The 26690-nt window shown below is 73.2% G+C and carries 23 protein-coding genes; 6 read left to right on the top strand and 17 right to left on the bottom strand.

From position 1 onward, the window contains the following. Nucleotides 1-8 precede the first annotated feature (8 nt). The 3 genes from ABVB68_RS20985 to ABVB68_RS20975 all read right to left on the bottom strand — a co-directional run bounded on the left by ABVB68_RS20985 (nt 9) and on the right by ABVB68_RS20975 (nt 1727). The gene (locus ABVB68_RS20985; protein ID WP_353602623.1) at nt 9-671 is read right to left on the bottom strand and encodes a DUF5063 domain-containing protein; all 663 of its coding nucleotides are present in this window, start codon (nt 669-671) and stop codon (nt 9-11) included. Next, nucleotides 664-1263: a recombination mediator RecR gene (gene recR, locus ABVB68_RS20980; protein ID WP_353602622.1), complete on the bottom strand. Its 600-nt coding sequence runs from the start codon at nt 1261-1263 to the stop codon at nt 664-666. Before recR ends, ABVB68_RS20985 begins: the two co-directional genes overlap by 8 nt. 119 nt (nt 1264-1382) lie before the next feature. After that, on the bottom strand, nt 1383-1727 hold the full coding sequence (locus ABVB68_RS20975; protein WP_353602671.1) for a YbaB/EbfC family nucleoid-associated protein: 345 nt from the start codon (nt 1725-1727) through the stop codon (nt 1383-1385). Between the two features lie 252 nt (nt 1728-1979). Here ABVB68_RS20975 and ABVB68_RS20970 point away from each other — a divergent pair, with 252 nt between their 5' ends. After that, on the top strand, nt 1980-2729 hold the full coding sequence (locus ABVB68_RS20970; protein WP_353602621.1) for an SLATT domain-containing protein: 750 nt from the start codon (nt 1980-1982) through the stop codon (nt 2727-2729). A 37-nt stretch (nt 2730-2766) separates the two neighbouring features. On the opposite strand, the gene ABVB68_RS20965 is transcribed toward ABVB68_RS20970, so the two are convergent. After that, complete coding sequence (locus tag ABVB68_RS20965) at nt 2767-5022, bottom strand: serine/threonine-protein kinase (protein ID WP_353602620.1); 2256 nt, start codon at nt 5020-5022, stop codon at nt 2767-2769. Nucleotides 5023-5430: 408 nt separating this feature from the next. Here ABVB68_RS20965 and ABVB68_RS20960 point away from each other — a divergent pair, with 408 nt between their 5' ends. The 3 genes from ABVB68_RS20960 to ABVB68_RS20950 all read left to right on the top strand — a co-directional run bounded on the left by ABVB68_RS20960 (nt 5431) and on the right by ABVB68_RS20950 (nt 8450). Next, the gene (locus tag ABVB68_RS20960) at nt 5431-6786 is read left to right on the top strand and encodes an aspartate aminotransferase family protein (RefSeq protein WP_353602619.1); all 1356 of its coding nucleotides are present in this window, start codon (nt 5431-5433) and stop codon (nt 6784-6786) included. A gap of 209 nt (nt 6787-6995) precedes the next feature. Further along, nucleotides 6996-7691, top strand: coding sequence for a GntR family transcriptional regulator (locus ABVB68_RS20955; protein ID WP_353602618.1), 696 nt, complete (start codon nt 6996-6998; stop codon nt 7689-7691). Nucleotides 7692-7799: 108 nt separating this feature from the next. After that, nucleotides 7800-8450, top strand: a complete 651-nt coding sequence (locus ABVB68_RS20950; protein ID WP_353602617.1) for a putative DNA-mimic protein — start codon at nt 7800-7802, stop codon at nt 8448-8450. Nucleotides 8451-8452: 2 nt separating this feature from the next. Here ABVB68_RS20950 and ABVB68_RS20945 read toward each other — a convergent pair whose 3' ends face one another. Both ABVB68_RS20945 and ABVB68_RS20940 read right to left on the bottom strand, forming a co-directional pair. Then, nucleotides 8453-8665 (bottom strand): hypothetical protein, encoded by a 213-nt coding sequence (locus ABVB68_RS20945; protein ID WP_353602616.1) that lies wholly within the window; start codon nt 8663-8665, stop codon nt 8453-8455. Between the two features lie 357 nt (nt 8666-9022). Further along, nucleotides 9023-10306, bottom strand: coding sequence for an adenylosuccinate synthase (locus ABVB68_RS20940; RefSeq protein WP_353602615.1), 1284 nt, complete (start codon nt 10304-10306; stop codon nt 9023-9025). A 197-nt stretch (nt 10307-10503) separates the two neighbouring features. Here ABVB68_RS20940 and ABVB68_RS20935 point away from each other — a divergent pair, with 197 nt between their 5' ends. Continuing rightward, a complete protein-coding gene (locus ABVB68_RS20935) occupies nt 10504-11361 on the top strand; it encodes a diacylglycerol kinase family protein (protein ID WP_353602614.1) in 858 nt (285 codons plus the stop codon). Nucleotides 11362-11825: 464 nt separating this feature from the next. Next, nucleotides 11826-13337, top strand: coding sequence for an APC family permease (locus ABVB68_RS20930; protein ID WP_353602613.1), 1512 nt, complete (start codon nt 11826-11828; stop codon nt 13335-13337). Nucleotides 13338-13502: 165 nt separating this feature from the next. Here ABVB68_RS20930 and ABVB68_RS20925 read toward each other — a convergent pair whose 3' ends face one another. From ABVB68_RS20925 to ABVB68_RS20875, 11 genes are all read right to left on the bottom strand, one after another. Next, nucleotides 13503-14723 carry a cytochrome P450 gene (locus ABVB68_RS20925; RefSeq protein ID WP_353602612.1) on the bottom strand — a complete coding sequence of 407 codons (1221 nt, stop codon included), beginning with the start codon at nt 14721-14723 and terminating at the stop codon, nt 13503-13505. Between the two features lie 290 nt (nt 14724-15013). Then, nucleotides 15014-15682 (bottom strand): response regulator, encoded by a 669-nt coding sequence (locus ABVB68_RS20920; RefSeq protein WP_353602611.1) that lies wholly within the window; start codon nt 15680-15682, stop codon nt 15014-15016. After that, complete coding sequence (locus tag ABVB68_RS20915; RefSeq protein ID WP_353602610.1) at nt 15679-17031, bottom strand: sensor histidine kinase; 1353 nt, start codon at nt 17029-17031, stop codon at nt 15679-15681. The genes ABVB68_RS20920 and ABVB68_RS20915 overlap by 4 nt, the downstream gene beginning before the upstream one ends. A gap of 89 nt (nt 17032-17120) precedes the next feature. Beyond that, nucleotides 17121-18116 carry an alpha/beta hydrolase gene (locus tag ABVB68_RS20910; RefSeq protein WP_353602609.1) on the bottom strand — a complete coding sequence of 332 codons (996 nt, stop codon included), beginning with the start codon at nt 18114-18116 and terminating at the stop codon, nt 17121-17123. Between the two features lie 801 nt (nt 18117-18917). Further along, nucleotides 18918-20345 (bottom strand): kynureninase, encoded by a 1428-nt coding sequence (kynU, locus tag ABVB68_RS20905; protein WP_353602608.1) that lies wholly within the window; start codon nt 20343-20345, stop codon nt 18918-18920. Continuing rightward, nucleotides 20338-21186 (bottom strand): tryptophan 2,3-dioxygenase family protein, encoded by an 849-nt coding sequence (locus ABVB68_RS20900; protein ID WP_353602607.1) that lies wholly within the window; start codon nt 21184-21186, stop codon nt 20338-20340. Before ABVB68_RS20900 ends, kynU begins: the two co-directional genes overlap by 8 nt. A gap of 197 nt (nt 21187-21383) precedes the next feature. Next, nucleotides 21384-21797 (bottom strand): DUF3151 domain-containing protein, encoded by a 414-nt coding sequence (locus tag ABVB68_RS20895; protein ID WP_353602606.1) that lies wholly within the window; start codon nt 21795-21797, stop codon nt 21384-21386. A gap of 325 nt (nt 21798-22122) precedes the next feature. Next, complete coding sequence (locus ABVB68_RS20890; RefSeq protein WP_503006209.1) at nt 22123-23715, bottom strand: MFS transporter; 1593 nt, start codon at nt 23713-23715, stop codon at nt 22123-22125. Nucleotides 23716-23744: 29 nt separating this feature from the next. Continuing rightward, the gene (gene fbaA / locus ABVB68_RS20885) at nt 23745-24767 is read right to left on the bottom strand and encodes a class II fructose-bisphosphate aldolase (RefSeq protein WP_353602604.1); all 1023 of its coding nucleotides are present in this window, start codon (nt 24765-24767) and stop codon (nt 23745-23747) included. A gap of 143 nt (nt 24768-24910) precedes the next feature. Then, complete coding sequence (gene pyrE, locus ABVB68_RS20880) at nt 24911-25459, bottom strand: orotate phosphoribosyltransferase (RefSeq protein ID WP_353602603.1); 549 nt, start codon at nt 25457-25459, stop codon at nt 24911-24913. A 10-nt stretch (nt 25460-25469) separates the two neighbouring features. Further along, complete coding sequence (locus ABVB68_RS20875) at nt 25470-26258, bottom strand: aldose epimerase family protein (RefSeq protein ID WP_353602601.1); 789 nt, start codon at nt 26256-26258, stop codon at nt 25470-25472. Nucleotides 26259-26690: the final 432 nt, after the last annotated feature.

Here is a 26690-nt window from a genome sequence, read left to right as displayed (position 1 = left end):
CCCGGGCGCTACTGGCCCCGCGGGACCCCCAGCGGGTCGCCGATCTCCTCCGCCATCACCCGGCCGGCCTCGAACTCCAGGGTCTCGTCGCCGATGTCCGCCTGGTCGGTGTCCAGTCCGTCGAGCTCTTCCAGGGGCTGGTTGAGGCGGACGTGGATGAGGACCGACTGCAGGGCGCGCAGGGCCGCGGAGGCCGTGGGCCCCCAGTTGGAGAAGTAGGAGAACTGCCACCACCACAGCGCCTCCGTGGTGCGGCCCGCGCGGTAGTGGGCCATCCCGTGGCGCAGGTCGGTGATGATGTCCGCGAGGTCGTCCGAGAGCCGGGCCGGCACCGGGGCCTTGCGCGGCTCGTAGGGGTCGAAGACCTCGGAGTAGACGTCGATCGGGTCCAGCAGGCGGGCGAAGTTCAGGCGGAGGTCGTCCACGTCCTGCTCCGGGCCCGGGTCGGGCTCGTAGCGGTCGTCGGGGACGATGTCCTCGTGGGCACCCAGCCGGCCGCCGGCCAGCAGGAGCTGGGAGACCTCCAGGAGGAGGAAGGGGACCGCCGATTCGGGCTCGTCGCCCTTCGCCACCTCCGTGACGGCCACCAGGAAACTCTCCACCTGGTCCGCGATCTGGACCACGAAGTCGTCCGGGTTCTGCCTCGTGTCGTGCAGCGTGGCGTCAGACATCTAGGAGTCTTCTCCCCTCGAAGGCGCGGCCGAGAGTGACCTCGTCCGCGTATTCCAGGTCGCCACCCACAGGGAGGCCGCTGGCCAGGCGGGTGACCTTCAGGCCCATGGGCTTGATCATGCGGGCGAGGTACGTCGCCGTCGCCTCGCCTTCCAGGTTGGGGTCGGTGGCCAGGATCAGCTCCGTGACCGTCCCGTCGGCCAGCCTCGCGAGAAGTTCCCGTATCCGCAGATCGTCGGGGCCGACACCCTCGATCGGGCTGATCGCCCCGCCGAGCACGTGGTAGCGGCCGCGGAACTCACGGGTGCGCTCGACGGCGACGACGTCCTTGGGCTCCTCGACCACACAGATCACCGACGGGTCGCGCCGGGTGTCACGGCAGATGTTGCACAGCTCCTCCTGTGCCACGTTGCCGCAGGTCGCGCAGAAGCGGACCTTCGCCTTCACCTCCAGGAGCGCCTGCGCGAGCCGCTTCACGTCCGTCGGCTCCGCCTGCAGGATGTGGAAGGCGATCCGCTGCGCGCTCTTGGGACCGACGCCGGGCAGCCGCCCCAGCTCGTCGATGAGGTCCTGGACCACGCCTTCGTACAACGGACTGCCTTTCCTGGAGACCTTTCGGTACGTACGGTAGTTGGCCGCCGCCGTCCACCGGAAGGCGGCGGGGGTGTCGCGCCGATGGCGAACTCCAGAACGGCCGGCACGTCACACGCTCAGAAGGGCAGGCCCGGAATGCCGCTGCCGCCGCCGAGTCCCTGAGCCAGCGGGCCCAGTTTCTGCTGCTGCAGCGCCTGCGCGTTCTCGTTGGCCGCCTGCACGGCCGCCACGATCAGGTCGGCGAGGGTCTCGGTGTCCTCCGGGTCCACCGCCTTCGGGTCGATCCTGAGGCCGCGCAGCTCACCGGCACCGGTCACGGTGGCCTGCACCAGGCCGCCGCCCGCCTGCCCCTCGACCTCCGTGTTCGCCAGTTCCTCCTGCGCCCGCTGCAGATCCTGCTGCATCTGCTGGGCCTGCTGGAGCAGCTGCTGCATGTTGGGCTGGCCACCACCGGGGATCACGATCAGCTCCTTGCTGTCTTCACCGCTGTCCTTCTCCATCTGTGCACGAGCCTACGTGGTCCAGGCGGCCATCGCTCCGCCACTCTTTCGAGTGAGAACACTGGCAGTCCTATACCTGATCAAGGCCCTCATCCGGGCGGAAAAGTCGAGAAAGCTCCCTCTCCGCCACCCATTGGGCGGTAGGAAGGGGGCCGCGCGTCGGCATGGAATGTCACGCAACGTGACCGGTTGTGTATCAGTTGGGAGTGCCGGGTGGGTCAGCCGGAGATGCAACCCGAGGGTCCCCCTCAGGACGGGCGGGGCGAGGGTGCGGCCGGGCTGCGGCCGGGCGATCTGACCGGGCGGGCGTTTCCGCTCGGGGACTGGGGGGTGCCCGCCGAGCGGCTCGACGAGCTGTACCGCTGGGTGGAGGGGGAGGCACTGCGCACGACGGCCTGGTATCTGCGGGACCGGGTGTGGAAGCGGCGCGGTGCGCGGGTGCTGCGGGCCGGCGCGGCCGCGGGCGCGGTGGCCGGGGCCGCGCTGCCCCTGCTGGATCTCACCGGGGCGGCCGGCGGGGTGGCGCCCTGGGGCTGTCTCGCGCTGCTGCTGAGCGTCGCCTGCGTGGGCGTCGACCGGTTCTTCGGGGTCACCTCGGGATGGATGAGGGACGTGGCGACCGCGCAGGCGGTGCAGCGGCGGCTGCAGGCGCTGCAGTTCGACTGGGCCTCGGAGAGCGTGCGGGAGGTGCTGGGCCCGGCGGAGGGCACGGCGAGCGAGGCGGCCGACCGGTGCCTGGGGGTCCTGCGGCGTTTCTCGGAGGACGTCACGGAGCTGGTCCGCACGGAGACGACCGACTGGATGGTGGAGTTCCGCACCGGCTCGGCGCCGCTGGGCATCCAGACGGCGGTGGCGTCCCTGCCGCGCCAGGACCACGGCGGCCCGTCCGGCCGCCTCCCCCTTCCCCCGGCCAACGGCAGCCGACCGAACATGCCACGCCAACGCCCCCCGGAACCTCGCTGACGGCGTGCCGGGCGTCGTGTGGCGCCCGGCACGCCGCTCACCGCCTGCTGTACGTCAGGCTCTCCCCGCCGCCCTGTTTCGCCCGCTTGAGGCGGCCGTCCGGCAGCAGGGTGACCTCGGTGGCCGCGCCCGGGGAGCAGGAGGAGGCGGGCTCGCCGGTGGTGACGGAGGACGGCCCGATCTCCAGCGGCCCCTGCCCCGTGGGCCGTTCGGCGAGGTGGGCCTCGAAGACGCAGTGGTAGGTCCCGCCGCCTTCGGCCGCCCCGTCCGCGACCAGCGTGAGCACGGGGTCGCCCACCTTGCCCTGGTGGATGGTCAGCCGGCGGGTGTTGGCGCCGTTGGCGTTGTCGAGCGTCGTCTCCCAGGTGCCCAGGTAGGCGTCCGGGACCGCCCCGTCCCCGGCGGAGGCCGACGGCGCCGACGCGGCCGGGCTCGGCGCTCCGGAGCCGCCGCCGGCCGCCGGTGCGGAGGTGACGGTGGGGGCGGCACCGGCCGTGCCGCCGCCCTTGCCGTCGTCACCGCCGTTCTTCATCAGCGCGTACACCGTGCCGCCCGCGCCGAGCGCGACGACCAGGGCGATCACCACGAGCAGCGCGGTGGAACGCCCGTCACGCCGTTCCGGCTCCTGCGCCGTGCCGTACGGCGGCGGCCCGTACGGTGAAGTGGAGCCGAGCCCGCCGCCGTAGGGGTGCCCGCCGCCATAGGGCTGGTACGACGGCTGCGGCCCGCCCTGCGGATAGCCGTAGGCGGCGACGGGCTGGGGGTGCTGCTGCGGATACCCGTACGGCGCGGACGGCGGCGGCGTGGGCGGAACGCCGGGCGGGGGTGTCGGTCCTGCCACGGCGGTCTGAAGACGACTGCTCCCGTCCCCAGCCGGAACCCCCGCCGGAGCGGGCGGCGGGGCACCCCCGTCCCCCACAGCCCCATGCTCGGGAGACGGCCCCGCGGCCCCCGCCCACGAAGGGCCGTCACCGGGCCCACCCGCACCCGCCGCCGGCGAACGGCCCACGCCCACACCACCCGCGGCCCCCGCCGACGAAGGGCCCACAGCCGCACCGCCCTCAGCCCCCGACGGCGAACGACCCACACTCGGACCACCCGCAGCCGCCGCCGGCGAACGGCCCACGCCCGCACCACCCGCAGCCGCCGAGGGCGAGCGGCCGTCACCGGGGCCGCCCGCACCCGACGACGCTTCCCGCACGGGTGGTGCGGACGGGAACACGGACCCGGCCGGAGGCCGGGCACCCCCCGTCGCACCCGCACCGGCGAACCCACCGGCACCGCCACCGACCCCTTCGCCGGCACCGCCACCCGCATCGGCGCCGCCCCCACCCCCGCCGTCAGGATCCTCCGCCTCCAGCAACCGCACCGCGTGCCGCGCGAGCTGCGCCACCAGCGACCCGGGCAGCCACGGATCCCGGGACCGCCCCCCGGCCACCGTGTCCTCCGCCCCCGTCCGCTCCAGAATCGCGTCCAGCGAAGGCCGGCCCGCCGGCTCCTTGCGCAAGCAGTCCCGCACCAGGTCGGCGATCCCCTCCGGCACCCCCGTGAGGTCCGGCTCCTCCTGGGCGATCCGGAACATCAGCGCGTGCCCACCACTGTTGGCGGCCCCGAACGGAAGCCTCCCGGTCGCCGCGTACACCAGCACGGACCCCAGGCAGAACACGTCGCACGCCGGTGTGATCCGGTCCCCCCGCACCTGCTCGGGCGCCATGAATCCGGGCGACCCGACCAGCGACCCGGTCCGGGTGAGCGCCTCCCCGCCCACCGTGGTCGACTCCAGCGCCCGCGCGATCCCGAAGTCGATCACCCGGGGGCCGTCGATGGTGACCAGCACGTTCGACGGCTTGAGATCCCGGTGCACGATCCCCGCCGCGTGGATGTCCTTGAGCGCGTGCGCGAGGCCCGCCGCGAGGATCCGCACCGACCGCTCGGGCAGCGCCCCGTGGTCGTGCCCCACCACCTGCTGGAGGCTCGGCCCGGCGACGTACCCGGTCGCCACCCACGGCACCGCCGCCTCGGTGTCCGCGTCCAGCACGGGCGCGGTCCAGTACCCGCCGACCCGTCGGGCGGCCCGCACCTCCTGCCGGAACCGCGCCCGGAACTCCTCCTGTTCCGCCAGTTCCCGGCGGACCAGCTTCACGGCGACGGTGCGTCCCCGGTCCGAGCGGGCCAGATAGACGTTCCCCATGCCGCCCACGCCCAGCCGCGCCAGCAGCCGGTACGCCCCGATCCGGGCCGGCGCCTCGCCCGGCGGGATCTCCAGCGGTTCCCCCGGTCCCAGCATCCCCATCCCGCGCCGCCTTCCCCCCATAGGTCTGCAACGGACCGAGAATAGTGCGGCCGTACCGGGGCACGGCGCGAGCCGGTGTCTACGGTTGCGTAACAGGCCCGCCCGGCACCGCGGGGATCGTCACCGCCCCCAGGGGATCACCACCCGCCCCCGGGAAGTCGGCCCCGCCCGCAGGGGATCACCACCCGCCCCCGGAAGGTCGGCCCCGGCCCTCCGGGAGATCGTCACCGGCCCCCGGGAAGTCGGCCTCGCCCTCGGGAAGTCGGCCCTGCAGCTCGGGGGGGGACCGGCCCCCGGGATCCCCGTCCTCCGGGGACCCACACGTGGACAACCTGTCGCGGAAAGCCCCCGCCCACGGAACAGGACGCCGATGTCGCTTCCGCATGGCGGACATTTACGCTCGCGGGCATGACCCCTCAGCCCCATTCCGACGCCGGCGCCGCGGTGAAGGCCGCGGACCGCGCGCACGTCTTCCACTCCTGGTCCGCCCAGGACCTCATCGACCCCCTCGCCGTCGCCGGCGCCGAGGGGTCGTACTTCTGGGACTACGACGGCACCCGGTACCTGGACTTCACCAGCGGGCTCGTCTTCACCAACATCGGCTACCAGCACCCGAAGGTCGTCGCGGCGATCCAGGAGCAGGCCGCGAAGATGACGACCTTCGCGCCCGCGTTCGCCGTCGAGGCGCGTTCGGAGGCGGCCCGGCTGATCGCCGAGCGGACCCCCGGTGACCTGGACAAGATCTTCTTCACCAACGGCGGCGCGGACGCCGTCGAGCACGCGGTGCGCATGGCCCGGCTGCACACGGGCCGCCCGAAGGTGCTCTCCGCCTACCGCTCGTACCACGGCGGCACCCAGCAGGCCATCAACCTCACCGGTGACCCGCGCCGCTGGGCCTCCGACGGCGCCGCGGCGGGTGTCGTCCACTTCTGGGCCCCGTTCCTCTACCGCTCGCGCTTCTACGCCGAGAACGAGGACCAGGAGACCGCGCGCGCCCTGGAGCACCTGGAGACGACGATCGCCTTCGAGGGCCCGGCGACGATCGCCGCGCTGATCCTGGAGACCATCCCGGGCACGGCCGGGATCATGCTTCCGCCGCCCGGCTACCTGGCCGGGGTGCGCGAGCTGTGCGACAAGTACGGGATCGTGTTCATCCTGGACGAGGTCATGGCCGGGTTCGGCCGGACCGGTGAGTGGTTCGCGGCCGACCTGTTCGACGTCACCCCCGACCTCATGACCTTCGCCAAGGGCGTGAACTCGGGCTACGTCCCGCTCGGCGGTGTCGCGATCTCCGGGAAGATCGCGGAGACCTTCGGCAAGCGCCCCTACCCCGGCGGCCTGACCTACTCCGGTCACCCGCTGGCCTGCGCCGCCGCCGTCGCCACCCTCGGCGTGATGGCGGAGGAGGGCGTCGTCGAGAACGCCAGGCGGCTCGGCGAGACGGTCGTCGGCCCCGGTCTCGCCGACCTGGCCGAACGCCACCCGAGCGTCGGCGAGGTGCGCGGGGTCGGCATGTTCTGGGCGCTGGAGCTGGTCAAGAGCCGCGAGACGCGCGAGCCGCTGGTGCCGTACAACGCGGCCGGTGAGGCGAACGCCCCGATGGCCGCCTTCGCCGGCGCGGCCAAGCGGCACGGTCTGTGGCCCTTCGTGAACATGAACCGCACCCACGTGGTCCCGCCGTGCAACGCCACCGAGGCCGAGCTGAAGGAGGGCCTCGAGGCACTCGACGCCGCGCTCACCGTGGCCGACGAGTACACGGTGTAAGCACCGGGGCACCCTCACCCGAGTCACTCCGTGTCACCGGGCCATGCCTGCCGCCGGGCGGATTCGAACGCGTAAGGTGGCGTGCTCGTAAGGGAGTGGGACTCGCGCGGGCCGCGGGTCCGCACGAGTACGCCACCCCGGATCCGTACGAGTACGCCACACCGGGTCGTACGAGTACGTCACCGGACGCGTGAGGAGAGACCCCGACCATGCCCGGCACCGGCGCGGTGACGCGCAGCACCCTGCGTCAGCAGATCGCGGACGCGCTCCGCGACGAGGTGCTGGCCGGGCGGCTGCAACCGGGCCGGGCGTTCACCGTCAAGGAGATCGCCGACCAGTACGGCGTCTCGGCCACACCCGTGCGCGAGGCGCTGGTCGACCTGTCCGCGCAAGGGATCCTGGAGGCGGACCAGCACCGCGGCTTCCGGGTGCCCGAGTACTCCCTCGGCGACTACCGGGACATGATCGAGGCCCGCAGCCTGGTCACCGACGGCATGTTCCAGGCCCTCGTCTCGGGCCACCCCGCCTTCCGCACCCCGCCCGAGGATCCGCGCACGGCGGCGGCGCTGGCCACCGTGCGCCGCCGCGGCGAGGAGGCCCGGCGTGCGGCGGCGGCCGGCGACCTCACCATCCTCATCGGCTACGACCTCAGGTTCTGGCGCGAGCTGAGCGCCCTGTTCGGCAACCCCTACCTCGGCGACTTCCTGGACCGGCTGCGCGTGCAGTCCTGGGTCTGCGCGGTGCCGCACCTGCTCCGCCTCCCCGACCTGCGCGGCCGGCTGTGGGGCGGGCACACGGACCTGGTGGACGCGCTGGCCCGCCGCGAGGCCGAAACCGCCCACCGGATCGTGGCCGACGCCAACGCGCATTCACTGGCGCTGCTGGAACACCTGACCAACGGGTAGGTGACGGGTACGGCCCGCGGGGCAGCCGCAGCCGGGCCGCAGCGACTACCCTTCCCTGACCACCTGCTGCCGTGCGTGATCGCGCGCCTGCCGATGCGAGGAGTCCTCTTGGCCTGTGACCTGTGGCTGGTACCGCTCGTCGACGTGTTGTGCCACACCCCGGACAACCCGTTCGCCGAGGAACTCGCGCAATACAACAAGGCGCTGGCCGAGGCCGGGCTCCCCCCGGTACCGGTGTACCAGTACATGCCGGGACTGTCCGGCGACGTGGCACCGGTGGCCGGTTTCGACTACGACGCCCTGCACTTCCTGCGCCGGGTCTACCTGCTCCAGGTGTGTGGCCTGCCGGTGACCCCGGTGGACGAACTGGGCGGCGACTACGAGCAGTTGCTGGAGATGTTCGAGTCCACGGCCCAGCAGTCCCACCTGGTCTGGCACTACGACCACGCCGGCGCGTACGTCCCCGTGGACTTCCCGCACCCGCTCTCGAACGACGACCTCCTCGCGGGCGGCGGCCCGTTGGGCTCCGCACAGTCCCTGCTGCGTGAACTCCAGTACATGGCCCCGGCCATCGGCATCGACCCGGCGAACCCCCCAACGCCGCCCCAACCGCCGTCCGCGCCCACGGAACTGGAGGAGCCGGCCGTCCCGGCACCGTACGACCCGAGCCCCTTCGCCCGTGAACGCCACGTCTGGCTGGGCCTGCACGCGGCGGCGACCCGCTCCCTGGCCCAGGGCTCGATGATCGTCTTCAGCTGAGGTCAGGGGCGCCCGATGAGCCGGATCTCCGGGGGCCACAGCACCCCGCTCGCCATCAGCAGCGAGGACCCCAGATGGACCGGGCACACGAGCAGCGGGGGCAGGCGGTACCGGGCGATCTCGAAGACCGCGGGGTCGGAGCAGTCCGTACGCCCGGCATCGGCCCCTTCGCCGCCGTAGGGCCCCCGGCATCGCGGGTCCCGGTGGACGCTCATACCTCGATTGTCCACCGGGCGTGACGATGGAGCACCCGAAGTCGTACGGCGGGGAGACGTGCGGCTCAGGGCGAGAGGTCACCTGTCCGGACGCGCCGCCCCGGACGGGTGTGAGCCGGTCGCGTCCGTCGTTCGCGGCGCGGATCAGCAGCAGGGCGTCCGGGCGGGTGGTGGTCCCTGCTCATCGTGCCGGGACCGGACGGTGGCCACACGGAACCTCAGCGGCCTCCCGCTTTCTTCACGACGGACACAGTGGGCGCCTGCCCTGCCCGGTCGGCACTGCCGAGGGCGGGACGGCCGGTCGGGTTCACCGAACCGGCCGTCCCATCAGATCCCCGGGCCTCGGGAAAGGGACGCTCAGAGGAACGAGTTGATCTCGATCGTCTCGTCGCGGCCCGGACCCACGCCGATCGCGGAGATCGGGGCGCCGGACATCTCCTCCAGCGCCTTGACGTAGTTCTGGGCGTTCTTCGGCAGGTCGGAGAAGGACTTCGCCTTGGTGATGTCCTCGGACCAGCCCGGCAGGGTCTCGTAGACCGGCTTCGCGTGGTGGAAGTCGCTCTGCGAGTACGGGAGCTCCTCGACCCGCTTGCCGTCGATCTCGTACGCCACGCAGACCGGGATCTGCTCCCAGCCGGTCAGGACGTCGAGCTTGGTCAGGAAGAAGTCGGTCAGGCCGTTGACGCGGGTCGCGTACCGGGCGATGACCGCGTCGAACCAGCCGCAGCGCCGGTCGCGGCCCGTGGTCACGCCCCGCTCGCCGCCGATGCGGCGCAGCGCCTCGCCGTCCTCGTCGAGGAGTTCGGTGGGGAACGGGCCGGCGCCCACGCGGGTCGTGTAGGCCTTCAGGATGCCGATCACCCGGCTGATCTTCGTCGGACCCACGCCGGAGCCGGTGCAGGCGCCGCCCGCGGTCGGGTTCGAGGAGGTGACGAAGGGGTACGTGCCGTGGTCGATGTCCAGGAGGGTGCCCTGGCCGCCCTCGAACAGGACGACCTTGTCGTCCTCCAGCGCCTGGTTGAGGAGCAGGACGGTGTCGGCGACGTACGGAGCGAGCTTCTCCGCGTACGTCAGCAGCTCCTCGACCACCTGGTCGACGGCGATGGCACGCCGGTTGTACAGCTTGGTCAGCATCTGGTTCTTGACGTCGAGGGCCGCCTCCACCTTCTGGGTGAGGATCGACTCGTCGTACAGGTCCTGGACCCGGATGCCCACGCGGTTGATCTTGTCCGCGTAGGTCGGGCCGATGCCGCGGCCGGTGGTGCCGATCTTGCGCTTGCCGAGGAAGCGTTCCGTCACCTTGTCGACGGTCACGTTGTACGGCGTGATGATGTGTGCGTTGCCGCTGATCAGGAGCTTGGACGTGTCGACGCCACGCTCGTTCAGACCGCTCAGCTCGGAGAGCAGGACCGACGGGTCCACGACGACGCCGTTGCCGATGACCGGCGTACAGCCGGGCGAGAGGATTCCGGAAGGGAGGAGGTGGAGCGCGTACTTCTGGTCGCCCACGACGACCGTGTGGCCGGCGTTGTTGCCGCCCTGGTAGCGCACTACATAGTCCACCGAGCCACCGAGCAGGTCGGTCGCCTTCCCCTTGCCTTCGTCACCCCACTGAGCACCGAGCAGCACAAGTGCGGGCACGCGCGTACACCCCTTCCGGGCGGGGCATGTCCAAGGTCGGGGGCCCCGGCGTAAGGTTCACCGCCGCGTACCACCGCGACCGCCTTTGGTCGCACAACCGTCGGACCGGATGCCCCGGAATAGACGAAGCCCCTGGCGCAATAGCGCAAGGGGCTCTTGCACAAAGATGCTACCCGAGGAAGCGAGGCAGGACCGAGGTGGCGACTTTCGCGACGTCCGATCAGCTGCTGGTGATCATCGATCCGGCGGCACGACAGGCGGACGGAGAGGCCGTACGAATCGCGAAAGACGTGCTCAGCGCGGGTGCCGCGGCCAAGATGTGCCTGCCGGAGGGGCCGGAGGAATTCGCCCGCGCACTGGGTCGGCGGGGTTCGCGGCGCCCGGTCGTGGTCGGCGACGACCGGGCCCTGGTGCGCGCGGTGACCCTGCTGCACCGGCAGCGGGAGCTGGCCGGATGCGCGCTGTCGGTGGTCCCGGTCGGCGAGAGCGCCCTGGCCGAGTCCCTCGGGGTGCCGTGCGGCGCGGTGGCGGCGGCGCGGGCCGTGCTGGACGGGTCCGAGCGCCGTCTGGACCTGCTGGTCGACGACAGCGACGGGGTGGTGCTGGGCGCGCTCGGCATTCCGCCGGCGCCGGTGCGGTCGGCCGCGGCGGAGCCGGTGCCGGCCGTCTCCGGCCGGGCCTGGTACCGCTCCCTGGTGCGGACCCTGGCACCCCGTCCCGGTCGGCTGCCGCTGATTCCCTCCCCGGGGCCCGCGCGGCTTCGGGTGGAGGTCGACGGCACGACGGTGGTGGACCTGGACCAGCCGGTCGAGGCGGTCTCGGTGTCCACGGGTGCGTCCGGGGAGGCCTCGGTGGAGGTGCGGCCGCTGTCGGTGGGCGCGGAGGCGACCCCGCTGCTGGCCTCGGGCCGCACGGTGACGGTCGTGGGCGCCGACTTCCGCTACCTGGCGGACGCGGCGGTCTCGGGGCCGGTACGCAGACGGACCTGGACCGTGCGCGAGGGGGCGTGGGGACTCACGCTGCCCGCCGGCGAAGGCCCTTCCGGCGGCCGGTGACCCTCCGGCGACCACCACCCTTCCGGCGACCGGTGACCCTCCGGCGACCACCACCCTTCCGGCGACCGGTGACCCTCCGGCGACCACCGACCCTCCCGCGACGGGTGAGCGTCCCGGGCGGCCGAGATCGTGCGGCGACCGACGGTCCCGCGACGGCCGACACCTCGCAGTGACCGACGGTCCCGAGTGACCGACGACCCCGTGACGGCCGACGCCCCCGCGATGACCGGTGATCCCCCGATGACCGGTGATCCCCCGATGACCTGTGATCCCGCGTGGCGGCCGACCGGTCGTCCACCGCAGTGCCCGATGCCCCCCACGGCGGGCGGGCGAGGACCCCGCCCTGGGCGGGCCTAAAGGTCTCGTGACAAATATTTAACAGCGCCGACCCCTTCCCGATCCGGTGCGTCGTCCACCATCCTGCTCCATCAGGACCCACGACGGGACACGGAAGGGGCCACCCGATGGCAGTGGACGAGGGCGTCGCCCCCGAGACGCGGACCGCCGGCGACGACACGGTGCACCGGCTGAAACCCAATGCAGTCGGCCTGCTCGGCGTGGTGTTCATGGCGGTCGCCACCGCCGCGCCGATCACCGCGATGACCGGCAACGTGCCCTTCATGGTGTCGTCGGGCAACGGCGTCGGGGCACCGGCCAGCTACCTCGTCGCAATGGTCGTCCTGGGAATCTTTTCCGTCGGTTTCACGTCGATGGCGAAGCACATCACGTCCACCGGCGCCTTCTACGGCTTCATCTCGTACGGCCTCGGCCGCACCGTCGGGCTGGCGTCTGGACTGCTCGCCACCTTCGCCTACGTGGTCTTCGAGCCGGCGTTGATCGGCATCTTCTCCACCTTCGCGACGACCACGCTCCGGGACCAGACGGGCCTGGACGTGCCCTGGTGGGCCTTCGCGGTCCTGATGCTCGCGGTCAATGCCGCCGGCACCTGGTTCGGAGTCAGCGTCGCCGAGAAGCTGCTGGTGGCCCTGCTGGCCACGGAGGTCACGGTGCTCGCGGCCATGGCGGTGTCCGTGGCCTTCCACGGCGGCGGACCGCACGGGTTCACCTTCGCCCCCGTCAACCCGGTCAACGCCTTCCAGGGCACGTCCGCCGGGCTCGGGCTGTTCTTCGCGTTCTGGTCCTGGGTCGGCTTCGAGTCGACGGCCATGTACGGCGAGGAGTCCCGCGACCCGAAGAGGATCATCCCGAAGGCGACGATGATCAGCGTGCTCGGTGTCGGGGTCTTCTACGTCCTCGTCTCCTGGATGGCCATCACCGGCAATGGCGAGGCGGAGGCGGTACGGGCCGCCTCGTCCGCCAACCCGCTCGCGCTGTTCTTCGGCCCCACCGAGCGCTACGTCGGCCACTGGGCGGTCGACGTCATGCAGTGGCTGATGATCACCGGTTCGCTGGCCTGCGGCATGGCCTTCCACAACTGCGCCGCCCGCTATCTGTACGCCCTGGGACGCGAGGGCGTCCTGCCCCCGCTGAAGAACACCCTCGGCCGCACCCACGCCCGACACGGCTCCCCGCACATCGCGGGCCTGGTGCAGACGGTGGTGAGCGGGGTGCTGATCGCCGCGTTCTGGGCGGCGGGCAAGGACCCGTACACCGGCACCTACGTCCTGCTCGCCATCCTCGGCACCATGGCGATCCTCGTCGTGCAGGCCGTGTGCTCGTTCGCGGTGCTGGCGTACTTCCGGTCCCACCACCCGGAGAGCCGGCACTGGTTCCGCACCTTCACGGCACCGCTGGTGGGCGGTGTCGCGATGCTCGCCGTGGTGGTGCTGCTGGTGTCCAACATGGGCGTGGCGGCCGGGCCCGAGTCGGGCTCACTGGTGCTGAAGGCGACCCCGTGGCTCGTGGCACTGATCGCCGCGACCGGCGTCGGCTGCGCCCAGTACCTCAAGCGCCGCTCCCCCGAACGGTACGCACTGCTCGGACGCACGGTCCTGGAGGAGACGAAGGAGCGGTGAGCGCGGTCGTCGCGGGGGTGGCCGGGCGGGGGTGGTGCCGTGCGGGCGGCAGGGCGGAGGGTGCCGTGCGGGCGGCAGGGCGACGGGTGCCGTGAGGTCAGCGGGGCCGGGATGCCGTGCGGTCGGCGGGTGCCGCGCGGTCGGCGGGGCCGGGATGCCGTGCGGTCAGGTCAGCTCGACGCTCAGCCCCTTCAGGCCCCGGATCACGAAGTTCGGCTTGCGCTCCGGCTCCGCCGCCAGGCCCAGCGTGGGGGCCTGGCGGAGAAGGGCCGTCATCGAGGCGGCCAGTTCGATGCGGGCCAGCGGGGCACCGATGCAGTAGTGGATGCCGGCGCTGAAGGAGATGTGCGGGTTGTCGGCGCGGGCGAGGTCCAGGCGGCCGGGGTCGGCGAAGACCTCCGGGTCGCGGTTGGCGGAGCCGAACAGCATGGCGATCTCCGACCCCCGGGGGATCGTGGTGCCGTCGATCTCGATGTCGTCCAGGACCCAGCGCTCGAAGAGCTGGAGCGGGGTGTCGTAGCGCATCAGCTCCTCGATCGCGGTCGGGACCAGGCTGTGGTCGGCGCGCAGGGCCGCCAGCTGGCCCGGGTTGCGGAAGAGGGCCCACCAGCCGTTCACGGTGGCGTTGACCGTGGCCTCGTGACCGGCGTTGAGCAGCAGCACCGCCGTGGAGATCATCTCCTGTTCCGTCAGCCGGTCGCCCTCGTCGTGCGCCGCGATCAGCCCGGAGACCAGGTCCTCGCCCGGCTCCTTGCGGCGGGCCGCGATCAGCTCCCGCAGATAGTCCGAGAACTCCCTCGACGCCCGCACCGCCCGCACCGCCGTCTCCTCGGGCGGGTTCAGCTCGTACATCCCGCAGATGGCCGCCGACCAGGGGCGCAGCGGGCCCCGGTCCGCCTCGGGGATGCCCAGCATCTCGGCGATCACGGCCACCGGGAGCGGCTCGGCCACGTCGGTCAGCAGATCGCCGCCGCCGGCCTCGACCAGCTTGCCCACCAGCTCGTTCGCCAGGCCGTGCACATACGGCTTCAGCCGCTCCACCGTGCGCGGGGTGAACGCCTTCGACACCAGGCGCCGGATCCGGGTGTGGTCCGGCGGCTCCAGGTCGAGCATCCCGTGGTCGTTGAGGGTGTGGAACGGCTCGTGCTCCGGCGGCGGCGCGGTCCGCCCGAAGTCCTCGTGGCTGAACCGGTGCCGGTAGGTCCGGCCCAGCCGGCGCTCCCGCAGCAGGGCCGAGACGTCCGCGTGGTGCGGGACGAGCCACTGGTCGGTCGGCTCGTACCGGATCACCCGGCCGCGGGCGCGCAGCTCGGCGTAGGCCGGGTAGGGGTCGGCGACGAACGCGGGGTCCCAGGGGTCGAACACGAGGTCACTCCGTCCTGCCATGCGGGGACGCTAACGCCCCGACCGGAGTCTGACCAGGGGTGCGGTCATCGGGCGTTGCCCGGCTCGGCGTGCCCTCGGCGTTCGGGCGGCGACGGCGCCGGCCGTGGCGTAGCCGACGTACTTCCGGTTCACTGCCTCGGTCACCTCCCGTCCCCCTTGCCGCGGGAGTTGACCGGGGCGTAGCCGACGTACTTCTGGTTCACTGCACCGGTCACCTCCCGTCCCCCGTGCCGCGGGAGTCGTCCTCGCCGGTGCGGAACGGTTGGTCGCGGTGCGGGCCGGGCTCTCCGTCAGCCCGGTGTGACCAGGCGGGCCTCGTAGGCGAACACCGCGGCCTGGGTGCGGTCCCTGAGGCCCAGTTTCACCAGGATGCGGCTCACATGGGTCTTGATCGTCGACTCGGCCACGACCAGCCGCTCGGCGATCTCCGCGTTGGACAGGCCCTGGGCGATGAGGACCAGCACCTCCGTCTCGCGTTCCGTCAGTTCGCCGTACGCCGCCTGCGCTCCCGCCGGCATCAGGCGCGGCGACTCGGACAGGCGGGAGAACTCCGTGATCAGCCGCCTGGTGACCGAGGGGGCCAGGAGTGCCTCGCCGGCCGCCACTATCCGCACGCCGTCGGCCAGTTGGCGGGCGGAGGCGTCCTTGAGCAGGAAGCCGGAGGCTCCCGCGCGCAGCGCCTGGTAGACGTACTCGTCCAGGTCGAACGTCGTCAGCACCAGCACCTTCGCGGCCGCGTCCGCCGCGACGATCTCCCGGGTCGCCTCGATGCCGTTCAGCTCCGGCATGCGGATGTCCATCAGCACGACGTCGGGGGCCAGTTCCCGCACCCGCTCGACCGCCTGCCGGCCGTTGACGGCCTCGCCGACGACCTCGATGTCCGGCATCGCGTTCAGCAGGACCGAGAATCCCTCGCGCACCATCATCTGGTCGTCCGCGATCAGTACGCGGATCGTCATGCCTCGTCCCCGGTCGCGACGGCCGCCGGAACCGGCAGGAACACGGTCACCTCGTACCCTCCGTCCGCCGTCGGGGCGGCCGTCATCTCGCCGTTCAGCATCGAGACGCGCTCCCGCATCCCGGTGATGCCGTGCCCGGCCCCGGGCGACGGCTTGATCAGCGCGGAGGCCGGCGGCGGTCCGTTGACGACGCGCAACCCCAGTCCGCCGAGCACGTGGCCGATCTCGACCCTCGCCTTCGCTCCCGGAGCGTGCCGCAGGGTGTTGCTCAGCGCCTCCTGCACGATCCGGTACGCCGACAGCTCCACCCCCTGCGGCAGTTCGCGCACCGCGCCGGTCACCGCCTTCTCCGTCTCCAGGCCGGCCTCCCGGACGTTGGCGAGCAGTCCCTCCAGGTCGGCGAGGGTGGGCTGCGGGGCGTCCGGGGCCTCGTAGTCCTCCGCGCGGACCACGCCGAGGACCCGGCGCAGCTCGGTCAGGGCCGCCACCGCGTTCTCCCGGATGGTGACGAAGGCCTTCTCCAGCTCCGGCGGCGGGTTGTCCACCCGGTAGGGCGCGGCCTCCGCCTGGATGGCGACCACCGACATGTGGTGGGCAACCACGTCGTGCAGCTCGCGTGCGATGGTCGTACGCTCCTCCAGCAGCGTGCGCCGGGAGCGCTCCACCGCGGTCACCGTCTGCTGGGCGGTCACCTCCTGCCGGGCCTCCCGGTGGATGTGCCGCACCGTGACGGCCAGCAGGAGCAGCGCGGAGAGGATCAGCATCGGGCCCACGTCGGTGTCGTAGTGGCCCCAGCCGAAGCCCGTCTCGGCCAGGAAACCGTAGACCGCGGTGAGCACCCACATCCAGGCGGCCGTGCGCGGGCGGGTGCGCATCGCCACGATCGTGAGCACCGCCAGGTGCGAGACGAAGCTGCCGGGCCCCCACGGCCAGTCGAAGCCGGCCGCCCCGCCGACGGCGGAGGCGAGCGTGGTCGCGGCGAGCGAGGACCAGAAGGCGCCCACCGGGCGCACCAGCGTCAGCAGCACCGGCCCCAGCGCCAGCAGTCCGCACAGGGCGGACGGCAACCCGGGGTCGCCGACACTCGCCAGCGCGACCAGCATCGCCAGCACGCCGAGGCCGGTGACCACCGCGTACGGGGTCCAGGCCGCGTACTCCCGCACGCGGCCGGAGCGGCGGGCGAACCGGCCGCCGGCCTCGGTCCGGGGCAGCGGACGGTAGGCGAACGCGTCATGGAACAGGTCCTGCCGCAGGCCCCGCAGAGCGTCCGCGGCGAGCCGGAACTCCGGGCTGCGCGGCCGCTCCGCGCCGCCCGCCGGTGTCGTCTGGGTGTGCGTCGTCTGGGTCACGGGACGACGGTATGCCGACCGCCGGCCGTGGTCGTCACCTTGGAGAACGGTCCTCGGGTCTCCCTCTCAGGTACTACGGGGCCGCCGCCTCACCACGCGAGCTGGGCGATCTCCTCCGCCACCACCGCGCAGGCGTCCGCGGCCGGGTCGATCAGCGGGAAGTGGCCCACGTCCGCCAGCAGCGTCAGGCCCACCACCTCGCCGGCCCGCGCCGCCGCGTCCGCGTAGGACTCGGCCACCGCCTGCGGTACGTCCAGGTCGGCTCGGCCCTGGACCAGCGTCGTCGCGATGCCCGTCGGCAGGAGCAGCACGGGGTCGGCGTACGGCCGGCGCTCGGCGAACTCCTCCTTTCCGCCCAGGAACTGAAGTGCCGCGTCGTCGCAGGCGCCCAGCTCCGCGGCCACCGCGAAGTCCGCGACGGGGGCGAGTGCGACCACGCCGCGCAACGGGGCCGGGCGGTCGATGCGCCAGGGGGCGCCGGCGGGAAGGACGTGGCGGGCCGCGCCCCACAGGGCGAGGTGGCCGCCCGCGGAGTGGCCGGTGAGGACGGTGCGGCGGGGGTCGGCCTGCGGGAGGACTTCGCGGACCAGGGCGGGGAGGGCGTCGAGGGCGGCGGCCACGTCGTCGAGGGTGTCGGGCCAGCGACCGGCCAGGGGGGCCGGCGCTCCGGAACGAGGCCCGTGGCCGGGTGCGGCGTCCGCACCGGGCGCGGTGCCTGTGCCCGCGCCGAGTCCGGTGGCGGGGCCGGCGAGCGTGCCGGGCCCGGACCCGGTGCGGGTGTGCTGCGCCGGGATCGGGTGGTCGCCGCCTCGCCTGTACTCGACGCTGGCCACGGCGAAGCCCCTGCGGGCCAGATGGTCGGCGAAGGGGCTGATGTGGCGGCGGTCGTAGCGGGCGCGCCAGGCTCCGCCGTGCAGGACGACGACGAGGGGGACCAGGGGGGCGTCGGTGCGCGGGGCGTAGAAGTCGATGACCTGGTCGGGGTGGTCGCCGTAGGCGGCGGTGGCGTCGGGAGCGACCGGGGGGTGCGAGAAGGCCGACTCCTCTTCGGCGGCGGCGCGGGCCGCTGCGGCGTCGTCCGGCATGCTCCAACCTCTCAGCGATGGAACGGGTGTGGGGAGATGCTGTGGCGGACCGGGCGGGATGGGGTCGTCGGCCGTCGGCGGGGACGGTATCAGGCCGGTGACGTGCGGGGATACGGGGAGGTGACGGAGGGTGAGGGATTGACGGTCCACGCGCGCCCCGGCCGCGGCTCGGGAGCGACGGGCCGGGGGCCGACGGTTGTGCGGGCCTGCGGTTGCGCGGGCCGGCGGACACTGGCGCCCGTGCCGCGGGCCGACGGTTGTGCGGGCCTGCGGTTGTGCAGGCCCTCGGTTGTGCGAGCCCTCGGTTGCGCGGGCCGGCGGACACTGGCGCCCGTGCCGCGGGCCGACGGTTGCGCGGGCCTGCGGTTGCGCGGGCCCTCGGTTGTGCGAGCCCTCGGCCGCGCGGGCCTGCGGTTGCGCGGGCCGGCGGACAACGGGCGTCCATGCCGCGGCCGGACGGGGTGGGACCGCTTGCCGACGCCCCGCCCGTGCCGCGGCCGGACGGGGTGGGACCACTCGCCGACGCCCCGCCCGTGCACCGGCCGAACGGGGTGCGACCGCTTGTCCACGCCCCGCCCGTGCACCGGCCGGACGGGGTGCGACCGCTCGCCGACGCCCCGCCCGTGCCCCGGCCGAACGGGGTGCGACCGCTTGCCCACACCCGCCCGTGCCGCGGCCGGACGGGGTGGGACCGCTTGCCCGCACCTGGAAGCAGCCGCGAGCACGCCCCCGCCCGGCGGCCCGCGCTCCGGCGAACGGCCCGCACCCGCGCGAGACGGCCCGCGCGACCGACGGCGTCTCCTAGCCGAGCACCTCCCCCAGCACCCGGGCCGCGCGCTCCACGTCGGTGAAGCTCACGTACAGCGGGGTGAAGCCGAAGCGGAGGATGTCGGGGTGGCGGAAGTCGCCCACCACGCCCCGGTCGATCAGGCGTCTCATGACCTCGCCCGCGTCGGGGCAGCGCAGGGCGATCTGGCTGCCGCGTTCCTCGTGCCGTGCCGGAGTGACCGGTTCGACCCGGCCCGGCTCGGTGTAGGCCGCGACGCACTCCAGGAAGAAGTCGGTCAGCGCCAGGGACTTGGCGCGGACCGCGGCGATCGAGACGCCGTCCCACACCTCCAGCGCCGCCTCCAGGGCCAGCATGGAGAGGATGTCCGGCGTGCCGACGCGACCGCGCAGCGCGCCCGGTGCCGGCGTGTAGGACGGGCTCATCCCGAAGGGCTCGGCGTGGGAGTTCCAGCCGGGCAGGGGCGAGTCGAAGCGGGGCTGCAGATCCCGGCGGACGTACAGGTACGCCGGGGAACCCGGGCCGCCGTTCAGGTACTTGTAGGTGCACCCGACGGCCAGGTCGACCCCGTGTTCGTCGAGCCCGACCGGCAGCGCGCCCGCGCTGTGGCACAGGTCCCAGACCGCGAGGGCGCCGGCGGCGTGGATCGCGGCGGTCAGCGCCGGCAGGTCGTGCAGGCGGCCGGTGCGGTAGTCGACGTGGTTGAGCAGGACCGCCGCCGTACGGCCGGTCAGGGCGGCCGGCACCTCCGCCGGGGTCACCGCGCGCAGGGTGCGGCCCGTCAGACGGGCGGCCGACTCGGCGATGTAGCCGTCCGTGGGGAACGTGCTGGCGTCGACGAGGAGTTCGTCCCGCCCGTCACCGGCCATGCGGATCGCCGCCACGAGTGCCTTGAAGACGTTGACACTCGTGGAGTCGCCCACCACGATCTGGCCCGGTGCCGCGCCGACCAGCGGGGCGATCCGGTCGCCGATCCGCTCGGGCGCGGTCCACCAGCCGCTCTCCTCCCAGGAGCGGATGCGCAGTTCGCCCCACTGGCGCCGGACCACGTCCGCCACCCGGTCGGGAACGCCGGCCGGCAGGGCGCCGAGCGAGTTCCCGTCCAGGTAGACGCCCGCGGCGTCGGTCGCGCGTTCGGGCACGGCGTCGAGGACGAAGCGGGCGCGGACCGCCGCCAGTTCGTCCGCCGCGTCCGCCTTGCCGGCCAGCGCCACCAGTTCCGACCCACGGGCGGACAGCGCCCGTTCGGACCTCTCCGGTGCCGGCGCCCCCGCGGACCTCTCCGGTGCCAGCGCCCCTTCGGGCTTCTCCGGTGCCAGCGCCCCCGCGGGCCTCTCCGGTGCCGGCGCCCCTTCGGGCTTCTCCGGTGCCAGCGCCCCCGCGGACCTCTCCGGTGCCGGCGCCTCTTCGGACTTCTCCGGTGGCAGCGTCCGCTCAGACATGGGACCTCGCCGTCCACAGCTCCGGGAACACGTTGTTGCGGGCGCGCTTCTCCAGCCAGGCCACACCGGCGGAGCCGCCCGTGCCGGTCTTGGCACCCATCGCGCGGCGGGTGGCGACCAGGTGGTCGTTGCGCCAGCGCCACACCAGTTCCGCCACGTCGCTCAACGCCTCGCCGAGACGGACGAGTTCGGCGTTCTGGTCGCCGGCGTAGAGGTCGGCCCAGACCTTTTCGACGGCTTCCGCGTGCTCGTGGCGCCGGGACACGTCACGGTGCAGGACGGACTCGGGGATCGGGTGCCCGCGACGGGCCAGCAGCCGCAGCACCTCGTCGTACAGGCTCGGCTCGTGCAGCGCCTTCTCCAGTTCCGCGTGGGCGCGCGGGGCGCCGCGGTGCGGTACGAGCATGGACGCGGACTTCTCGCCGAGCAGGAACTCCAGGCGCCGGTACATCGCCGACTGGAAGCCGGAGCCCTCGCCCAGCGCGCTCCGGTAGGAGTTGAACTGCGCGGGGGTCAGCTGTCCGAGCGGCCTCCAGGAGGCGTTCAGCGCCTCCAGCTCCCGTACCGACCGCTTCAGCGCGGCGATCGCCGTCGGGACGTCGTCCGAGCGCAGGGCGTGCGCGGCCGTCTCCCACTCGTGGACGATGACCGTGAACCACAGCTCCATGACCTGGGTGGTGACCAGGAAGACCATCTCTCCGGGATCGTCGGAGAGGGTGTGCTGGAGGTGGGTGAGCACGTCCGCCTTGACGTAGTCCTCGTACGGCGTCGTACCCGCGAAGTCGAGATGCGGGGTCTCGGGCTCAGTGGCCTCGGAAGGGGGGTGAGCCTGGTGGGACATCGCTGTCTCCTGATGTTGCTCCGGGTAGCGGTCCGCCCCTGCCGATGCCGGCACGGGGGCCCCGGTCCCCAGACGGAATCCTCCGTAATCCTCCCGGATACGGCAAGGCCCGTCTGCTGCCAGACGGGCCACACCGGCCTCTTCGGCCCGGATCGGCCCCGGGCCGTCCGGCCCGGGGTCCGCCGGCCCGGGGTCCGCTAGCCCAGCGTCTGGGCCGCCGCCGGGGAGGAGTCCTTCAGGAACTGGGTGCAGCGCTCGTACTCCTCCTGCTCGCCGATGGCCCCGGCGGCGCGGGCGAGGCCGTGCAGGGCGCGCAGGAAGCCGCGGTTCGGCTCGTGCTCCCACGGGACCGGGCCGTGGCCCTTCCAGCCGTTGCGGCGCAGGGCGTCCAGGCCGCGGTGGTAGCCGGTACGGGCATAGGCGTACGACTCCACGACCGCGCCGCGCTCGAACGCCTCGTCGGCCAGCTGGGCCCAGGCGAGGGAGGAGGTGGGGTACTTGGCGGCGACGTCCGCGGAGGCTGTGCCGTTCGCCAGCAGCTCGCGGGGGCCCGGGTCGTCGGGGAGGTGGGTCGGGGGCGGGCCGCCGAGGAGGTTCTCGTGAATCGTCATGGGCCCAGTCTGGCGCACCTCGGGCCGCGGGGCGCGGGTGCCCAGGCGATAGCGGCCGGAGCGCCGGGGGACACGGGTGCCGGGTGCCCGGGGGACACGGGTGCCGGCTGCCCGGGAGCCACGGGTGCCGGGTGCCCGGGGGACACGGACGCCGGGTGCCCGGGGGACACGGGTGCCGGGTGCTCGGGAACACGGGCGCCGGGTGCTCGGGGCCACGGGTGCCGGGGAACACAGGTGCCCGGGGGACACGGGCACCCGGGGAGACGGGTGGGGGACACGGGCGCCGGCTCGTCCCGCCACCGGCCCCGGGCCCCCGCCGCAGACCTCACGCCGGCCCCTGATCGCGCCTCGCCCCCGGACCCGCCTCCCGCGGCGCCTCCGGTCCCGCCTCCCGCCCCGCCTCCGATCCCGCCTCCCGCCCCGCCTCCGGGCCGGTCCCCCGTCCCGCCTCCAGTGGCGGAGTCGTCACGTTGCCGTGGGTCCTGCACTCCGGGCGGCGGCAGCCCCGCGGCGGGCGGCGGATCAGCGTGACCGCGAGCACCGAGCCCAGCAGCAGCGTCGCCGCGCAGATCGGCATCGCCCGCCGGAAGGCCGCGTTGAACGCGGTGGGCGACCGGTACGCGTCCGGGCCCATCCCGGCCAGCAGCGGCAGCGCGGCCACCGCCACCAGGCCCGCCGCCCGCGCCGCCGCGTTGTTGATGCCGCTGGCCAGACCTGCCCGGGAGGTGTCGACGGAGGCGAGGACCGTGGCCGTCAGCGGGGCGACCAGGGTGACCATGCCGGCGCCCATCACCAGCAGCGCGGGCAGGACGTCCCTCAGGTAGTCGGCGTGCGGGCCGACCCGGAGCATCAGCAGCATCGCCGCCGCGCAGATCAGCGGGCCCACGGTGAGCGGCAGCCGCGGGCCGGTACGGTCGGCCAGCGCGCCCGAGCGGGACGAGAACAGCAGCATCAGGGCGGTGGTGGGGAGCAGGGCCGTACCGGCGGCCAGGGGCGAGTAGCCGGCCACCACCTGGAGCTGGAGCGCGGTGAGGAAGAAGAAGCCGCCGAAGGCCGCGTACACGCACAGCGTGACCAGGTTGACGGCCGTGAACTGGCGTGAGGCGAAGATGCCCGGCGGAAGCATCGGGTCGGGCCGGTGCCGCTCGACGTACACGAAGGCCAGGGCGGCCAGCAGGCCCGCCGTGGCGCTCACGGCCACCGTCAGGGAACCGGCCCTGGCCTCGATGAGCGCGTACGTCAGCAGGGCGAGGGCCAGCGCGCCCAGGGCCGAGCCGAGCACGTCGAAGCGGCCGTGGGACTTCTCGCCGGCCGATTCCGGCACGTGCCGGAGCGCCACGGGGACGCACAGCAGGGCCACCGGGATGTTCAGCAGGAACACCCAGCGCCAGCCGGGGCCGGTGACCAGCCAGCCGCCCAGGAACGGGCCGACCGCGGCGCCGATCCCGCCGAAGCCGGACCACAGGCCGACGGCGCGGCTGCGGTCGTCGGGGTGGAAGGAGGCCTGGATGAGCGCGAGGGAGCCGGGGGTCAGGAGCGCCCCGCCGATCCCCTGGAGGGCGCGGGCGGCGATGAGCACCCCGGAGTTGGGCGCCAGCCCGCACAGCAGCGAGGCGGCGGCGAACCACACCACCCCCAGCACGAAGATCCTCCGGCGGCCGTAGCGGTCCCCGAGCGAACCGCCCAGCAGGATCAGACCGGCCAGCGTCACCATGTACGCGTTGACCGTCCACTGCAGTGCGGCGAGGCTCGCGCCCAGGTCCCGGCCGATGGTCGGGAGCGCCACGTTGACGACGGTGGAGTCCAGCAGGGCCATGCTGGAGCCGAGGACCGTGGTCAGCAGGATCCACTTGCCGCGGGGTGACGCCAGCCGGACATCGGGCACGTCTTCAGGTATACAGCGGGCCCGGCGACGCAGACAGTCGCCGGGCCCGCCGAAAGCACCGCTTACTTGATCTTGTTGCCCGCCGAGCGCAGGTGCTGCGTGGCCTCGATGACGCGCGCGGCCATGGACGCCTCGGCCAGCTTGCCCCAGGTGCGCGGGTCGTAGGCCTTCTTGTTGCCGACCTCGCCGTCCACCTTCAGGACGCCGTCGTAGTTCTTGAACATGTGGTCCGCGATCGGACGCGTGAAGGCGTACTGGGTGTCCGTGTCGAGGTTCATCTTCACGACGCCGTTCTCCAGCGCGGTCTGGATCTCCTGCTCGGTGGAGCCGGAACCGCCGTGGAAGACGAAGTCGAACGGGGACTCCTTGCCGAACCTGGCGGCGACGCCCTCGTTCAGCTCCTTGAGCAGCTCGGGGCGGAGCACGACGTTGCCCGGCTTGTACACGCCGTGCACGTTGCCGAAGGAGGCGGCCAGCAGGTAGCGGCCCTTCTCGCCCAGGCCGAGGGCCTCGGCGGTGCGGATCGCGTCGTCGACCGTGGTGTAGAGGGAGTCGTTGATCTCGTGCGAGACGCCGTCCTCCTCGCCACCGGTCGGGGTGATCTCGACCTCGAGGATGATCTTCGCGGCGCGGGCCTGCTCCAGCAGTTCCTTCGCGATCTCCAGGTTGTCGGCGAGCGTCTCGGCCGAGCCGTCCCACATGTGCGACTGGAACAGCGGGGGCAGGCCGGCCTCGACGCGCTTCCTGGAGAGCGCGATCAGCGGACGCACGTACCCGTCGAGCTTGTCCTTCGGGCAGTGGTCGGTGTGCAGCGCGATGTTGACCGGGTACTTCTCGGCGACGATGTGCGCGAACTCGGCCAGGGCGACCGCGCCGGTCACCATGTCCTTGTTGTACTGGCCGCCGAGGAACTCGGCACCACCGGTCGAGATCTGGACGATGCCGTCGCTCTCCGCCTCCGCAAAGCCGCGCAGCGCCGCGTTCAGGGTCTGGCTCGAGGTGACGTTGATGGCCGGGTAGGCGAACTTGCCTGCCTTCGCCCGGTCGAGCATCTCGTTGTAGACCTCGGGGGTTGCGATGGGCATCTGTCCGCTCCTTGAGTTGCGGGTGGGCGTTCCTGCGTTACGGCCCTGACCTAGACCTTGGGGGTGACGTCATCGTCGCCCCCATCTTTCCAGACATGGGGCGCTGGTCCACGCCCCCACCAAGTCCAGGTCAAAGGGGCGTGTCAGTCCAGACCCAGTTCATCCTTCGAGAAGGCGAAACGGTAGGGGACACCCGCGCCGGCCTCGATCTTCTCCGCGGCCCCGGTCGCCCGGTCCACGATGGTCGCGACGGCGACGACCTCGGCGCCGGCCTCGCGCACGGCCTCCACCGCCGTCAGCGGGGAACCGCCGGTGGTGGAGGTGTCCTCGACCACGAGCACCCGCCGGCCCGCGATCTCCGGCCCCTCCACCCTGCGCTGCAGCCCGTGCGCCTTCGCCGCCTTGCGGACGACGAACGCGTCCAGCCGCTTCCCGCGCGCGGCCGCCGCGTGCAGCATGGCCGCCGCGACCGGGTCCGCGCCCATGGTCAGGCCGCCCACGGCGTCGAACTCCAGGTCCGCGGTCAGGTCCAGGAGCACCTGCCCGACCAGCGGGGCGGCCTCGCCGTCGAGGGTGATGCGGCGCAGGTCGACGTAGTAGTCGGCCTCCAGACCGGAGGAGAGGGTCACCTTGCCGTGCACCACGGCCTTGGCCTTGATCTGCTGCAGGAGGTCAGCGCGTACGTCCGTCATGCCGACCAGCTTAGAGGCGCCGCCAGCTCCAGGTGGTCGAGGCCTCCAGCGGTTCCAGCGGGGTGACCAGGCGCGGAAGGGTGTTCAGCCCGTTGGGCGGACCCGTCTGCGGCTCCACGCACACGGCCTCCGTCTGCTCGTCGTAGACGACCACCCACTCCTGGCGGCTGGTCACCTTCAGCTCCAGCTGCCCGGGCCAGGTGAGGGTGACGTCGACGCCGCCCGGCATGCCGAAGCAGTCGTCCCAGGGCCCGGGCTTCGGGTCGATCCGGTGCCCGGTGGGCAGGTGGTCCTCGCCGCGCTCCTCCTGCCAGGCGGGCTCGAAGTCCAGCCGGACGTCCTCGCCGCCGAGGTTGCGGCGGAACCACGGGTGCCAGCCGATCTGCGCCGGGAAGGAGTCGTCGTACGCCTCGACGGACATCGTCAGCGTCAGGCTGTCCTCGGCGAGCGCGGCGATCTGGGTGACGCGGCCGTGGTGTGGCCAGGGTTCGGCGAGCTCGTGGGTGATCACCGCCTCGTTCTCCGCGACGCGTGCGGTGCGCCAGGCGCCGTCGCGTGCGGTGCCGTGGATGGCGTGCGGCGGGGAGTTGAGCGGCAGTTGCCGGACGGTGGCGCCGTCCAGGAAGCGGCCCTCCCGGATCCGGCCGCACCAGGGAACCATCGGGAAGCAGCCGAAGCGCTCGCCCTGGCGCAGCAGTTCCACGCCGCCGATCCGCAGCCCTCCGATACGGCCGCCGTTGCCCGGCCGCACAGTCACCTCCGCGTCGCCCGCGGTCAGCGTGATGTCTTCGTTACTCACGCCACGACCCTACTGGGGTGATCAAGAGGGCGTCGGCCGTACACGGGCTGCGCCCGGCACCCGGCCTCTCGGGCCTGCCCTGGCCGCCCCAGCGGGCACCGGCCCCGGCCCCGGAAACGCGGCCCGGCTCTCAGCGGCGCGGAGGCAGGGGCGGGAACGGCAGGGGGTGCCCAGCGGCGCGGGCGCTGGAGCGGGAACGACAGGAGAGCCCAGCAGCGTGGGCGCGGGGGCCGGAACGACAGGCGCTGCCCAGCCACCTGGGCGCAGGAGCCGGAACGACAGGGGAGCCCAGCGGCGTGGAGGCAGGGGCGCGAACGGCAGAGGATGCCCGCCACCCGGGCGCTGGAGCGGGAACGACAGGAGAGCCCAGCAGCGTGGGCGCGGGGGCCGGAACGACAGGCGCTGCCCAGCCACCTGGGCGCAGGAGCCGGC

This window comes from Streptomyces sp. NPDC096012 (genome assembly GCF_040426375.1).
In the GTDB taxonomy this organism is placed as follows: domain Bacteria; phylum Actinomycetota; class Actinomycetes; order Streptomycetales; family Streptomycetaceae; genus Streptomyces.
Note: the sequence above shows the minus strand (reverse complement) of the source record. Positions and strands in the feature narration are given on the sequence as shown.